Raw genomic sequence first — 14,670 nt, forward strand, 5'->3', positions numbered from 1 at the left:
GACCCGTTGACGGGGCGGCCCCGTGACCACCGAGCCGGCCGACCGTTCCCCCGACCGGATCGGCCTGCGCGGGACACCGGTGGGCGTCGTCCTGCTCACCGTCGCGGTCGCGCTGACCGGTCTGCTCGCCGCCGCGCTCGGCCTCACCGTCCCGTCGCACCTGCCGGCCGACCAGGCACTGCCCGGTCCGGCGCGCTTCGGCATCGCCGCCGCCGCGTTCGCGGTGGCCCAGCTCGCCCGGCTGCGCTTCCGCAGCGCCTCGGGCATGGTGAGCATCACCTGGGGCGAGGCCGCGCTCGTGGTCTGTCTCTGGCTGGTGCCGGCCGGTTGGCTCCCGGCCGCCGCCCTCTTGGGCGTGGGCGCCGCCTGGACCGTGATGTCACTGGTCTCCGACCGCCGTCCGGCGCTGGAACTGGTGGGGATCGCCGGTTCGCTCACCGCAGCCACCGCGCTCGCCGCGGCCGTCGCCACCGCGCTCGGGCCGCCGCTGCTCGCCGCGCCCACCCCGGAGCTGGCGCTCACGCTCACCGCCGCCGCGGTGACATACCTGCTGACCACCGCCTTCCTGGGCGCCGTCACGCTCGCCCTGCGGCACAGCATCGCGATCGGGCCGCCGTTGCTCGCCGCGCTGCGCGGCAAGCTGCTCATGTTCGTCGGCAACGTGGCGGTCGGCCTGGTGGTCGTCGCGCTGCTCGAACTCGACGCACGCTGGCTGCTGCTCCTGCCGCCACCGCTCTGGCTGCTCCAGCAGACCTACCGCCACCGGCTCCGCGCCGACCAGGAGCGGCGTACCTGGCGGGCGTTCGCCGAGGCCACCGCCGCGCTCAACCAGCTGGACGAGCGCGGTGTGGCGACCGCCGCGGTGACCGGCGCGCTCACCCTGTTCGGCGCGGAACTCGTCGAGGTCGACGTGGCCCGGGGTGAGGGTCGCTGGCGCCGCTACCGGGCCGACCGCGGCGGGCAGGTGCGCGACCGGGAGGTGGAGCCGTCCGCCGGCGACGGTGCGGGGGAGCACGAACTGGTACGCCGCCTCGCGGTGGGATCGGCCGAGGTCGGCCGCCTGCGGGTGCGGTTCGCCCGGTCCGCCCCGCCGAGCGCCCGGGAACGCGACGGCGTGGCGGCCTTCGGTGACGCCCTGGCCGCCGCCCTGCACGACGCCGCGACGCACCGGGAGCTGCGTCTGGTCACCGCCCGCTCGTCGTACGACGCGATACACGACCAGCTCACCGGCCTGCTCAACCGGGTGGCGCTGCTGGCCAAGGGGGACCAGGCGCTGCGGCAGCGCGCGCACGACCACCCGGTGGCCCTGCTGCTGCTCGACGTGAACCAGTTCAAAGAGGTGAACGACACGCTCGGGCACTCGGCGGGCGACCAGTTGCTGCGGCTCACCGCCAACCGCCTCGCCGCGCTGACCCGGCCGGGAGACCTGCTCGGGCGCCTCGGCGGCGACGAGTTCGCTCTGCTGCTGACCTCGGTGCCGCTGGTCGAGGACCGGACGGCCCCGATGGCGTACGCGCTGCGCCAGGCCCGGGAGGTCGCCGAGCGCCTCGCCGCACCGACCGAGGTGGCCGGGGTGCGGATGTCCGTCGAGGTGGCGGTGGGCGTCGTGGTCGCCGACGCGGGCGCGGCCGACCTGACCGAGCTGCTGCGGCGCGCCGACATCGCCATGTACCAGGCGAAGGAGGGCGGCGGCAGCGTCGCCGCGTACGACAGCTCCCGCGACGCGGCGAGCACCGACCACCTGGCGTTGCTCGCGGAGATGCGGGAGGCCCTGGCCGCCGACGACCAGCTGGTGCTGGCGTTGCAGCCGGCGGTGGACCTGGCGACCGGCGCGCCGACCGGCGTGGAGGCGCTGATCCGGTGGCGGCATCCGCGCCGCGGCTGGCTCGGCCCGGCCGACTTCATCCGCCCGGTGGAGAACAGCGAGCAGCTCGGCAGCTTCACCCGGTACGTGCTGGACAAGGCGCTGGCGGTCGCCTCCGGCTGGGCGCGGGACGGGCTGGACGTCCCGATCTCGGTGAACCTGTCCGCGCGCAGCCTGCTCGACCCGCGGCTGCCCGCCGAGATCGAGGAGGCGCTGCGCCGCCACCAGGTGCCGCCGCACCGGCTGGTCCTGGAGATCACCGAGACGGTGGTGATGAGCGAGCTGGAGGTCATCGACGAGGTGCTGGCCACGCTTCGCGGCATGGGCGTGCAGCTCGCCGTGGACGACTTCGGCACCGGGTTCTCGTCGCTGACGTTCCTCACCCGGATCGCCGTCGACGAGTTGAAGGTGGACCGCTCGTTCGTGCTCCGGATGGCCGACTCACCGGAGGCGGCGGCGATCGTCCGGACCACCGTCGGGCTGGCCCACGAGCTGGGGCTGCGGGTGGTGGCCGAGGGCGTCGAGACCGCCGAGCAGCGCACCGCGCTGGCAGAGCTGGGCTGCACCGCCGCCCAGGGCTACCACTTCTTCAAGCCGATGCCGGCCGACAAGATCGCCGCGGTGCTGGCGTCGATGCGCGACGTCGCTCCGGGCAACGTCTTCCCGCTGCGGGCCGACGGCGCCTCCTGAGCTCTGCCGCACCGGCGGCGTCCGAAGGCGATGATGGATAGGGTCGGGTGGTGAACCGACTCGCCAAGGCCACCTCGCCCTATCTGCTCCAGCACGCCGACAACCCGGTCGACTGGTGGCCCTGGTGCGACGAGGCGTTCGCCGAGGCGAAGCGGCGCGACGTGCCGGTGCTGATCTCGGTCGGCTACGCGGCCTGCCACTGGTGCCACGTGATGGCCCACGAGTCGTTCGAGAACGAGGCAGTCGCCCGCCTGATGAACGACGACTTCGTCTGTGTCAAGGTCGACCGCGAGGAGCGCCCCGACGTCGACGCGGTCTACATGACCGCCACCCAGGCGATGACCGGGCAGGGCGGCTGGCCGATGACCGTCTTCGCCGCGCCGGACGGCACCCCGTTCTTCTGCGGCACCTATTTCCCGCGCGCCAACTTCGTCCGCCTGCTCGGCTCGGTCGCCACCGCCTGGCGCGACCAGCGCGATGCGGTGCTGCGGCAGGGTGCCGCCGTGGTCGAGGCGATCGGCGGCGCGCAGGCAGTCGGCGGCGTCACCGCCCCGCTCACCGCCGAACTGCTCGACGCCGCGGCGAGCGGGCTCGCCCGGGAGTACGACGAGACGAACGGCGGTTTCGGCGGCGCGCCGAAGTTCCCGCCGCACATGAACCTGCTCTTCCTGCTCCGGCACCACCAGCGCACCGGCTCGGCGCGCAGCCTGGAGATCGTCCGGCACACCTGCGAGGCGATGGCTCGCGGCGGCCTCAACGACCAGCTCGCCGGCGGCTTCGCCCGCTATTCGGTGGACGGCCACTGGACCGTGCCGCACTTCGAGAAGATGCTCTACGACAACGCGCTGCTGCTGCGGGTCTACACCCAGCTCTGGCGGCTCACCGGAGACCGGCTGGCCCGCCGGGTGGCCCGTGACACCGCCCGGTTCCTCGCCGACGAGCTGCACCGCGCCGGTGAGGGCTTCGCCTCGGCGCTCGACGCGGACACCGAGGGCGTCGAGGGGCTCACCTACGTGTGGACTCCCGACCAGCTCGTCGAGGTTCTGGGGGAGGACGACGGCCGGTTCGCCGCGGACCTGTTCGGGGTCACCGCCGACGGCACGTTCGAGCACGGCACCAGCGTGCTGCGGCTGGCCCGGGACGTCGACGACGCCGATCCGGCGGTGCGGGCCCGCTGGCGGGACGTGGTGGGCCGGCTGCTGGCCGCCCGCGACACCCGCCCCCAGCCGGCCCGCGACGACAAGGTGGTGGCCGCCTGGAACGGGCTCGCGATCACCGCCATTGCGGAGTTCCAGCAGGTCGCCACGCTTCTCGTGTCGCCCGACGACGAGGACGCGAACCTGATGGACGGCGTGCTGATCGTCTCCGACGGCGCGATGCGGGATGCCGCCGAGCACCTGGCGGCCGTGCACCTGGTGGACGGCCGGCTGCGCCGGGTCTCCCGGGACAGGCTCGTGGGTGAGCCGTCCGGGGTGCTGGAGGACTACGGCTGTGTCGCCGAGGCGTTCTGCGCACTGCACCAGCTCACCGGCGAGGGGCGCTGGCTGACGCTGGCCGGTGAGCTGCTCGACGTGGCGGTGGCCCGGTTCGCCGGCCCGGACGGGGCCTTCTACGACACCGCCGACGACGCCGAGCGCCTGGTCACCCGGCCCGCCGACCCGACCGACAACGCGACCCCGTCGGGTCGGTCGGCGATCGTCGCGGCGCTCGTGGCGTACGCGGCGCTGACCGGGGAGACCAGCTACCGGGAGGCGGCCGAGAAGACGCTGTCGACCGTCGCGCCGATCGTGGACCGGCACGCCCGGTTCACCGGGTACGCGGCCACCGTCGGCGAGGCGCTGCTGTCCGGCCCGTACGAGATCGCGGTGGCGACCGAGGACCCGGAGGGTGACCCGCTGGTGGCCGCCGCCCGGCGGCACGCCCCGCCCGGCGCGGTGGTGGTGGCCGGTGCCCCGGACCAGCCGGGTGTGCCGCTGCTGGCCGGGCGGCCGCTCGTCGAGGGGCGGGCCGCCGCGTACGTCTGCCGGGGCTTCGTCTGCCAGCGGCCGGTGACCACGGTCGAGGAGCTGATCGAGCAGCTCGGCTGAGCGGAGTGGGCCGGGCCGCCCTCACGGTCCGGCCCGCCACCGGCCCTTATAGGCTGGCGGCGCTATGGACTCCCGTACCGGTCTCCCCGTCGTGGGCATGGTGGGTGGCGGCCAACTCGCCCGGATGACCCACCAGGCCGCCATCGCCCTCGGCCAGTCGCTGCGCGTGCTGGCGCTCGCCCCGGACGACGGCGCCGCGCTCGTCGCCGCCGACGTCCAGTACGGCGACCACACCGACCTGGCCGCGCTGCGTACGTTCGCCAAGGGCTGCGACGTGGTCACCTTCGACCACGAGCACGTCCCCAACGAGCACATCCGCGCCCTGACCGACGAGGGCGTGAAGCTGTTCCCGCCGGCCGAGGCGCTGGTGCACGCGCAGGACAAGCGGGTGATGCGGGAACGGCTCGGCGAGCTGGGCGCGCCGAACCCGGCCTGGTGCCCGGTGGAGTCCCCGGCCGATCTGATCGCCTTCGGCGAGGAGACCGGCTGGCCGGTGGTGCTCAAGGCCGCCCGGGGCGGCTACGACGGCCGCGGCGTCTGGATGGTCGACGACGCCGGTCAGGCCGGCGAGCTGGCCGCCACGCTGCTCGCCGGTGGCACCCCGCTGCTGGTGGAGGAACGGGTGGCGCTGCGCCGGGAGCTGGCCGTGCAGGTGGCCCGCTCGCCGTTCGGGCAGGTCGCCGCGTACCCGGTGGTGGAGACGGTGCAGCGCGACGGGATCTGCGTCGAGGTGCTCGCGCCCGCGCCCGACCTGCCCGAGGAGCAGGCCGTGGCCGCTCAGCAGCTCGCCATCGACCTGGCCACCGCGCTCGGCGTGGTCGGCCTGCTCGCGGTGGAGCTGTTCGACACGCCGTCCGGGCTGGTCGTCAACGAGCTGGCGATGCGGCCGCACAACTCCGGGCACTGGACCATCGAGGGGGCCCGGACCTCGCAGTTCGAGCAGCACCTGCGGGCGGTGCTCGACTACCCGATGGGGGACACCTCGCTGACCGCGCCGGTAGTGGTGATGGCGAACGTGCTGGGCGGCGAGCCGGGCGGCATGTCGATCGACGAGCGGCTGCACCACCTGTTCGCCGACGAGCCCGGTGCCAAGGTCCATCTGTACGGCAAGCAGGTCCGCCCGGGCCGCAAGATCGGGCACGTCACAGTGCTCGGCAACGACCTCGATGACGTACGGGCCCGGGCCGCGCGTGCTGCCCGCCGGCTCCAGGAGGGGCAGTGATGAGCACCGTCGGGCTGATCATGGGCAGCGACTCGGACTGGCCGGTCATGAAGGCCGCCGCCGAGGCGCTCGACGAGTTCGGCGTGCCGTACGAGGTGGGCGTGGTCTCGGCGCACCGCACCCCGGTCAAGATGATCGAGTACGGCCGGACCGCCGCCGGCCGCGGTGTCCAGGTGATCATCGCGGGCGCGGGCGGAGCGGCTCACCTGCCCGGCATGGTCGCCTCGGTCACCCCGCTGCCGGTGATCGGCGTCCCGGTGCCGTTGAAGTACCTGGACGGCATGGATTCGCTGCTGTCCATCGTGCAGATGCCGGCCGGCGTGCCGGTTGCCACCGTGTCGATCGGCAACGCTCGCAACGCCGGTCTGCTCGCGGTACGCATCCTGGGCGCCTCCGATCCGGCCTTGCGCGAGAAGATGGCCGCCTACCAGGCGAGCCTGGAGGACCTGGTCGCGGAGAAGGAAGCGGCGCTGCGCGCCTCCCTGACCTGAGCGCCCGGCGCGACGCCACCGGCCGCCGCCGTCGACCGGATCGGCGGCGAGGTCTGCTCACTCTGGGTATTCAGAGCTGCCGATCACTCAAAGTGACCGGCCGGGCTGGCGGGTCTTTGTGCCCTCCGCCGACTTTGCCCTGCATCCATTGACGCAGCAGCGCTCCGACCTGTGGTTCAGGTGATGTCGCACATTGGAGCGGCGACGGCTCTCGTCACGATGGGTGATCGTTGCGCCTGTGGATGCAGAGCAAAGGCGGAAGGGAGAGCTGCCCCTGGTGCGGCCCGCCAACACGGAATGTGACTGAACTGCGCGCGGTCGGGTGGGGCGCTGCGGACCGTGGGCGAACCCGAGCCCCTGGGGACATCGCGCCGGCCCGACCGGCTCACCGCATGCCGCGTAGTGCGGTCTGCAGGCGCTCCTGGGCGCGACGGCGGCGCTCGTTGCTCGCGCCGAGCACCAGCAGCACGATGCCGACCGGGATCAGCACCAGCCACGGGCCGAGGCTGAACAGCGCGTGCACGGCCGCGATCGCGGTCACCGTCGCCCCGACGATCACCGGGGCCTGCTGCCGGCTGGTCGAGCCGAAGATCAGCACCGCCACGGCGCCGAGCAGCAGCAGCACCTGGCGCAGCATGCTGGAGTCGGTGGCGATCACGATCGCCAGCGTGGGCAGGAACGCGGTGACCAGCGCCGGCCCGTACGCCACCCAGCTCGACAGGTCGGGCCGGTGCCGCAGTTGCAGGACGCCGACCAGCAGGGCGAGCGCGGCGAACGGCAGCGTGTACGCCTCCGGCAGCGCCACGTCGGCCACCCGCATCAGGATCCACCAGGCGCTGATCTCGCAGGCCACCACCGCCCAGAACAGCAGGTTGCGTTCCATCGGCCGGCGTCCCGGACGGCTGGCCGCCACCCCGAGGACCGCGCCCCAGGCGGCCAGCAGCGCGGCGATGTGCCGGGGCGAGTCGTACGCCAGCGCCAGCGCGATGAGCGCCGCCCCGTAGCCGCTCCACTCGACGGTGGCTGCCTCCCGGTACGCCTCGGGACGGCGCAGCCGGGGCAGCGTGGCGGCGAACACCTGCAACGCCGCACCGACCGCGAGCACCCCGAACGCGGACCAGACCGCCGCCAGCCCGGACTTCAGGCCGATCGTGAGCACGAACAGCTGAGCCATCACCGAGCCGAACAACCAGCCCAGGATGCGGGCGCGCTGGGTGGTGCCGAACAGCGCGGCGACGGCGCCCACGCCGACCGCCCCGCCGAGCGTGAACACGGTCAGGTCGCTCGTGGCGAGGCTGCCGGCGAGCCCGGCGCCACCCGCGGCCAGACCGAGCGTGAAGACCAGCACCCGGGCCACCCGGATCGATCGGCCCGGCTCGGCGATCGCCGGCGGCGGGGTGAGCGCCAGCCCGAGCATCGAGATGGTGAACACCGCGAGCGCGGCCAGCGCGGTCACCGGCCAGCCCTTGCCGAGCGCCACCGGCGTGATCAGCAGCGTGATCGCCGCGCCGGGCAGGATCACCGGCACCGCCCGGGACCGGCGCCCGCCGCTGAACCCGGTGGCGGCGAACGCCGCGGTCACTGTCAGCAGCAGCGCGGTGAGCACGTGCGTGGGGTTGACCGCCTCTGGCGGCGGGGTCAGCAATTCCGGTGGCGGTCCCTGCCACACCCGGCTCAGCACCGCGAACGGCGAGAACAGCGCCACCACGAGCGACGGCGCCAGGGTGGCCAGTGCCAGCGCGGTGGGCAGCGCCGCGGCGGCGAGCGCACCGGCGGCCGGGCTGACCCGCCAACGCAGCTCGGGGTCGTCCGGGGCACGCCGCAGCGCGCCGTTGAGCAGCACGGTCCAGCGGCGTACCGGCCGACCCGAACCGGCGGGCGGGACGGTGGCGGCCCGTACCAGTTCGGCGAGCACACCGAGCAGCGCGGCGGCGGCAGCGAACACGCCCGCCGGCAGGCCGACCGCGAGCGCCGCGGCGGCGGTGACGGTGGCCGCGCCGACCACCGCGACGCTGGCGTACGGGAGATACTGCGGCACCTGCCGGCGTACCGCCGCGATCGCGGCCAGACCGATGCTGGCGGCGGCGAGCGCGGCGGTGAGCACCACCTGGGGTGGGCGGTCGTACTCGACTGCGAGCGCGGCCACCGCGCCGGGCGTCGCGAGCAGTGCGGCTCCGGCGCCCGCGCCGCCCACCTGCACCAGGTGCGGCGGCATGCCCTCGGTGCGGACGTCGTCGACGAGCGACGGCGCGACCGCCCGGGCCACGGCGGCCACCGTGGCGCCGATCAGCGCGATGCTGCCCAGCGCCAGCGCTGTGGTCCACGGCCGCACCAGCCCGGCGCCGGCGGCGTGCAGCGCCACCACCCCGGCCACCGTGGCCCGGGACAGCGCGGCCCGGGGATCGGCCGACGCGGCGGCGGCCATGCCGTAGACGGTGGCCACCATGCAGCCGACCAGCACCGGGGACCACCAGGGCAGGTCGAACGCGGCCGGGGCGCCCACCGTGGCGAGCACGGCGGCCAGGCCGGAGACGTCGTACTTCCACGGTGGCGGCAGCAGGATGGCCGCTGTCACCGCCAGCAGCGCCAGCGCGACCGGGGCCTGCCAGGTCGAGCCGCCGGTCGGCGCGGCCGGCCAGCCGGTCAGGTCACCGGCCCAGATCGGGCCGGGGGTGGCGAGCACGCCGAGTCCGCCGCGCAACGCGCTCCAGGCGGCGATCAGGCCGATCAGCGTGCCACCGGCGGCGATGCCGAGGATCGGGCCGCGCCGCCACTCCTCGGGCAGCGCCCGGGCGGCCACCGCCACCAGCAGCACCAGCGCGGAGGCCACCACGAGCTGGCCGCCGGGGGCGAGCACCGCGGCGATCCGGGCCAGCGTGGCGACGAGCGCCACGGTGGTGGCGGCCAGCGCCAGGTCGGACCCGTCGAGGGACATGTCGGCCCGGCGCCCGGCGTCGATGCGGGGGGCGAGCGCCAGCAGCGCGGCGGCGACCAGGAGCAGGCTGCCCACCCAGGCGTCGGCCGAGGTCGCGCCCGGAGCGCCGAACGCGGCGGCGGCGACGGCCACCGCGCCGAGCACAGTGCCGAGCGCGTGCGGCATGCTCAGGTGCCGCTGCGCCACCTGCACCAGAGCGGCGTAGCCGAGCGTGACGCAGACGGCGAGGAAGCTCGCCGCGAGGATCGGCACGGTGATCTCGCGCAGGTTCGCCGGTGTGGCGACCGGCGGCGTCGGCACGGTGGCCGCCACGAACGCGGCGACGGCGCCGGGCAGGGCGAACGCCGCGCCCCCCGCGGCCCAGGCGCAGACCGTGTCCGTCGCGGCGGCGGCGAGCCGGACCCGTGGGGCGAGGGACACCAGCGCCCCGGCCAGGAACAGCACCGTCAGCGCCGCCGCAGTGAGCGCCGGGCGCGTGAGCGCCGCGCCCGCGCCGACCAGGCCCAGCCCGGCCGCTGTCACCGCGTGCGCCACCGCGGCCCGTTCGGTGCGTGCGGTCAGCCCGAGCACGCCGATCGCGACAGCGGTCAGCAGCATCGGCCAGCAGGCCGCCGCCCAGCCCAGACCGAGCGAGGCGGGTACGGCGAGCGCGGTGAGCGCCGCGCCGACCACCGCGAACTCGCGCCGGATCTCGGCCGGCAGCGCGATCACAGCGGCGACGGTCAGCAGCAGCGCGCTGGCCGCCAGCTGCCAGCCGGTCGGCCCGACCGCCCGGGCCAGCTCGGCGTGCCATCCGGCCAGATCCGCCGACCAGGCCGGCAACGCGGCCCGGACCGGCGCCAGTCCGGCGCGCAGCGCGCCACCGGCGACCACCAGGCCGCTGACCGTGAGCGCCACCGCGGAGGCGATCTGCGGACCACGCCGGGCCGTCTCCGGTACGGCCCGGACGGCGAGCCCGGTCAGCGCGATGACGGCGGAGATGAGCAGCAGGGACCGGCCCGGCAGGGCCACCGAGGCGACCCGCCCGAGCGCGCCGATGACCGCCAGCGTGAGGATGCCGGCGCCGATGTCCGGCAGCGGCGGCCGGCGCAGCACCAGCGTCCCGGCCAGCGCGACCAGGGCGGCGAGCAGCAGCACCGTACCCGCGGCGGCGGCCGGCGGCACCGTGGTGGCGCGCAGCAGGCCGGTGACCGCGTACGCCAGCGCGACAGCGACCGCCACGCCGTGCAGCAGCCAGGTCAGCTCGGGTAGCCAGGGCACCGGCCGGGCGGTGGCGGTGGCGGCCGGACCCGGCGGCGTCTCACCGCCCAGCACCTCGGCGGCCTCCTCCGGCGCCGACTCGGGCCGGTCGTCGTCGGCGCGCTGCCGGGGCGGGACGGACGGCGGGGGCGCGGTGGCGGGCAGGTCACGCCGGACGGGCCGCTCGCGTACCACCGCCGAGCGGGCGAGTGCCAGGTCGAGCACCGCCACCACGGTCAGCACCAGCGCCCAGCCGACCGGCCCGGTGATCCGCTCGTACGCCAGCAGGGGCAGCACCGGCTGGGCGGCCAGCACGGTGGCGAAGCGTGGCGCGCGCAGACCGGTCCCGTACGCGTACCCGAGAGCGACCAGCGTGGTGACCAGGAAGATCGTCCCGGCGAAGGCGGCGCCCGACGAGCCGCCGCCGATCCGGTCCACGGCCCAGAGCGCGTACCCGGCCAGCGGCACCAGCAGCAACCCGACAGCGGCGATGGTCTCGGCGGTGGAGGTGAGCCCGCGCCGGGCCAGCACCGGCGGGGCGAGCAGCATCAGCGCCGTCGCCACCAGCAGCACGCCGAGGCGGGCCAGCGCGTCCATCGAACTGGTGGCGACCGCGGCGAAGACCACAGCGGCGACGCCGAGCAGGAGCGCGCCCAGCCCGAGCGGGATGTTCTGCACCTCGCGCGAGGACGCCTCGGGCGGGTGCTCCGGGTCGTCCGCGTCGAGCCAGCGCGGGCGACCGCGCGGCGGCGACGGGGGCAGGTCCTCCGGAGGGCCGGGCGGCGGAGTGCCCTGGCGGGGCACGCGGGGCGGTGCGCCGGTAGCGGCGGTGGGCGGGCGGCGGCCGGGCCGGCGGCGCAGTACCCGTCGCGGCCGGGTGGCCTGCCGGATCCGCTCCTCACCGGCGTGCGCCAGTATGTCCCGCTGGAAGAGGGCGGCCTGCATCTTGGCGGCGATCTGCCGCTGTTCCCGGGCGATCTCGGCGTCGCGGGCCTTCATCTCGGCGATCGAGCGCTCGATGTCGGCCAGGTGCTCGGCCCACTGGGGCTGGTGCGCGCCGCACTGCGGGCAGACGACGGCGGGCTTGATGTCCTGCCCGCACGAGGCGCACCTGAAGCTCTCCACGACAGTCTCCCGTCCGCCCGTGCCCCCGCACTGTGGACCTCCCAGAGGCAGCATGCCTTGAGTGGGCCGGGATTTCGACAGTTGCCGCCGCGTTCCGGACAACAAAAACGGACCGGCCGCCGGGGAGACGTTCCCCGGCGGCCGGTCCGCACGGTCAGCGGGTCAGGGGCGGCCCATGCCGCGGTACTCCCAGCCGGCCTGCGTCCACAGTGTCGAGTCGAGGCAGTTGCGCCCGTCGACCACCTTGCGGCCGTTCGCCAGCTCGCCCAGGGCGACCGGGTCGGCGTTGCGGAACTCGGCCCACTCGGTGAGCACACAGACCAGGTCGGCGCCGCGGACGGCGTCGTTCATGCTCTCCGCGTACGTCAGCTCGGGCACCGCCCGGCGCGCGTTCTCGATCCCCTGCGGGTCGAAGACGTGCACGTCGGCGCCGGCCTTGCCGAGCAGCGAGGCGACCGCGAGCGCCGGCGCGTCGCGTACGTCGTCGGTGTTGGGTTTGAAGGTGGCGCCGAGCACCGCGACCCGGGTGCCGGACAGGTCCGGTCCGGCCGGGCCGGAGCGGCGGCCGAGCAGTTCGGCGGCGAGCTGCACGACGCGGCTGCGGCGGCGCTGGTTGATCAGGTCGACCTCGTGCAGGAAGCGCAGCGCCTCACCGGCACCCAGCTCCTGCGCCCGGGCCTGGAAGGCGCGGATGTCCTTGGGCAGGCAGGCGCCGCCGAAGCCCAGCCCGGCCTGGAGGAAGCGGTTGCCGATGCGCGGGTCGTAGCCGATCGAGCGGGCGAGCTGGGTGACGTCGCCGCCGGCCGCCTCGCAGACCTCGGCCATCGCGTTGATGAAGGAGATCTTGGTGGCGAGGAACGCGTTCGCGGCGACCTTGACCAGCTCGGCGGTGGCGAAGTCGGTGACCACCAGCGGCACCTCGCGGTCCTCGGTGGCGGCGAGGTCGAAGACGCCTTTGTGGGCGGCGAAGAGCATGCCGTTGGCCCACTCGCTCTTGACGCCGACCACGATCCGGTTCGGACGCAGCACGTCGTCGACGGCGAAGCCCTCCTGGAGGAACTCGGGGCTCCACGCCACCTCGACGCCGAGGTCGGTCGGGGTGTGCTTGCCGACGAGCTGCTCCACCCACTCGGCGGTGCCCACCGGCACGGTGGACTTCCCGACGATCAGCGCCTTGCGGGTCAGGTGCTGGGCGAGGCTGGTCACCGATGCCTCGACGTACGACAGGTCGGCGCCCATCCCGTCGGCCCGCTGCGGGGTCCCGACGCAGATGAAGTGGACGTCGCCGAAGTCGGCGGTCTCCTGCATGTCGGTGCTGAACCGCAGCCGGCCGGCGGCCAGGTTGCGCCGCAGCAGCTCGTCGAGGCCCGGCTCGTGGATCGGCACCTCGCCCGCGTTGAGCTTGGCGATCTTGTCCGCGTCCACGTCGAAGCCGAGCACCTCGTAACCCAGCTCCGCGTAGCAGATGGCGTAGGTCGCACCGAGGTAGCCGGTGCCGAGGAACGTCACCCGCGGGCGGGCGGCGCCGGACGGCGGGGTCACCGCGGCGATGGCGGGCATCGGCTGGGTGTTCGGGTACGGAATCGTCACGCCTGTCTTCTCCGCTCGCACTGGCGGCGCTTCCACGCGTCGCATTCTGCTGGGGCGCCGAGGCCGGGCACCGAGGGAACTGGATGTCTGCTGTGAGGGTAATGGGGTCGGGCGGTCGAGGCTCGGGCGCGAGCCTACCCGCCGGTAAGGTTCGGCCGGGGCCGGTGGCTATCCTTCAGTTTGCGGCAGTCGTCGGCCCCTGGGCGGCACAGACTGCGCATGATAGCGGTGAAAGGGGAGGGCCGACATGGCCGCAGAGCAGTCGTTCGACGTCTACCGGTTGCCGGAGGAGCACGAGGCGATCCGGGAGGCGGTCCGTGAGGTCTGTGCGGCCAAGGTGGCTCCGCACGCCGCCGAGGCGGATGAGACAGGTGAGTTCCCCAAGGCCTCCTACGAGGCTCTGCGCGCGGCCGACTTCCACGCCCCGCACATCCCGGTCGAGTACGGCGGCGCCGGCGCGGACGCGCTGGCCACGGCCATCGTGATCGAGGAGGTGGCCCGGGCCTGCGCGTCGTCCTCGCTGATCCCGGCGGTGAACAAGCTGGGCACCATGCCGCTGCTGCTGGCCGGTTCCGAGGAGCTGAAGCGCAAGTACCTCACCCCGGTCGCGGCCGGGGAGGGCATGTTCTCCTACTGCCTCTCCGAGCCGGAGGCGGGCAGCGACGCCGCCTCGATGACGACCAAGGCGGTACGTGACGGAGACCACTGGGTGCTCAACGGCGTGAAGCGGTGGATCACCAACGCGGGCGTCTCCGAGTACTACACCGTGTTCGCCGTGACCGATCCCACAGCCCGGTCGAAGGGCATCTCCGCGTTCGTGGTGGAGAAGTCCGACCCGGGCGTCAGCTTCGGCGCCCCGGAGAAGAAGCTCGGCATCAAGGGCTCGCCCACCCGCGAGGTCTACTTCGACAACGTCCGGATCCCGGTCGACCGCATGATCGGCGCCGAGGGCACCGGCTTCGCCACCGCCATGAAGACGCTGGACCACACCCGGGTCACCATCGCCGCCCAGGCGGTCGGCATCGCCCAGGGCGCGCTGGACTACGCCAAGGGTTACGTCCAGGAGCGCAAGCAGTTCGGCAAGGCGGTCGCCGACTTCCAGGGCATCCAGTTCATGCTCGCCGACATGGGCATGAAGCTGGAGGCGGCGCGGCAGCTCACGTACGCCGCCGCCGGCAAGTCCGAGCGCGGCGACGCGGACCTGACCTACTTCGGCGCGGCCGCGAAGTGCTTCGCCTCGGACGCCGCCATGGACATCACCACGGACGCGGTCCAGCTGCTCGGCGGCTACGGCTACACCCGCGACTACCCGGTCGAGCGGATGATGCGGGACGCCAAGATCACCCAGATCTACGAGGGCACCAACCAGGTCCAGCGCATCGTGATGGCGCGCCAGCTGCTCAAGGGCTGACCGCAGGGCGTTCGGG

7 protein-coding genes are annotated in these 14,670 nt (G+C 74.4%); 5 read left to right on the forward strand and 2 right to left on the reverse strand.

Annotation, left to right across the window (positions count from 1 at the left end):
• The first annotated feature begins 58 nt into the window (after nt 1-58).
• From GA0070562_RS09095 to purE, 4 genes are all read left to right on the forward strand, one after another.
• Nucleotides 59-2,554 carry a putative bifunctional diguanylate cyclase/phosphodiesterase gene (locus GA0070562_RS09095; RefSeq protein ID WP_175438712.1) on the forward strand — a complete coding sequence of 832 codons (2,496 nt, stop codon included), beginning with the start codon at nt 59-61 and terminating at the stop codon, nt 2,552-2,554.
• A gap of 50 nt (nt 2,555-2,604) precedes the next feature.
• Nucleotides 2,605-4,641 (forward strand): thioredoxin domain-containing protein, encoded by a 2,037-nt coding sequence (locus GA0070562_RS09100; RefSeq protein ID WP_091420159.1) that lies wholly within the window; start codon nt 2,605-2,607, stop codon nt 4,639-4,641.
• A gap of 64 nt (nt 4,642-4,705) precedes the next feature.
• Nucleotides 4,706-5,863: a 5-(carboxyamino)imidazole ribonucleotide synthase gene (locus GA0070562_RS09105; RefSeq protein ID WP_091418562.1), complete on the forward strand. Its 1,158-nt coding sequence runs from the start codon at nt 4,706-4,708 to the stop codon at nt 5,861-5,863.
• Nucleotides 5,863-6,354, forward strand: a complete 492-nt coding sequence (purE, locus tag GA0070562_RS09110; protein ID WP_091418565.1) for a 5-(carboxyamino)imidazole ribonucleotide mutase — start codon at nt 5,863-5,865, stop codon at nt 6,352-6,354. The genes GA0070562_RS09105 and purE overlap by 1 nt, the downstream gene beginning before the upstream one ends.
• A gap of 385 nt (nt 6,355-6,739) precedes the next feature.
• On the opposite strand, the gene GA0070562_RS09115 is transcribed toward purE, so the two are convergent.
• Entirely contained in the window at nt 6,740-11,653 is a 4,914-nt protein-coding gene (locus tag GA0070562_RS09115) for an SCO7613 C-terminal domain-containing membrane protein (RefSeq protein WP_091418568.1), read from the reverse strand.
• Between the two features lie 162 nt (nt 11,654-11,815).
• Nucleotides 11,816-13,243: a UDP-glucose dehydrogenase family protein gene (locus GA0070562_RS09120; protein ID WP_091418570.1), complete on the reverse strand. Its 1,428-nt coding sequence runs from the start codon at nt 13,241-13,243 to the stop codon at nt 11,816-11,818.
• Between the two features lie 247 nt (nt 13,244-13,490).
• Here GA0070562_RS09120 and GA0070562_RS09125 point away from each other — a divergent pair, with 247 nt between their 5' ends.
• Complete coding sequence (locus GA0070562_RS09125; protein WP_091418572.1) at nt 13,491-14,654, forward strand: acyl-CoA dehydrogenase family protein; 1,164 nt, start codon at nt 13,491-13,493, stop codon at nt 14,652-14,654.
• The last annotated feature ends 16 nt before the right edge of the window (nt 14,655-14,670 follow it).

The sequence above is a fragment of the Micromonospora tulbaghiae genome (assembly GCF_900091605.1).
GTDB lineage: Bacteria > Actinomycetota > Actinomycetes > Mycobacteriales > Micromonosporaceae > Micromonospora > Micromonospora tulbaghiae.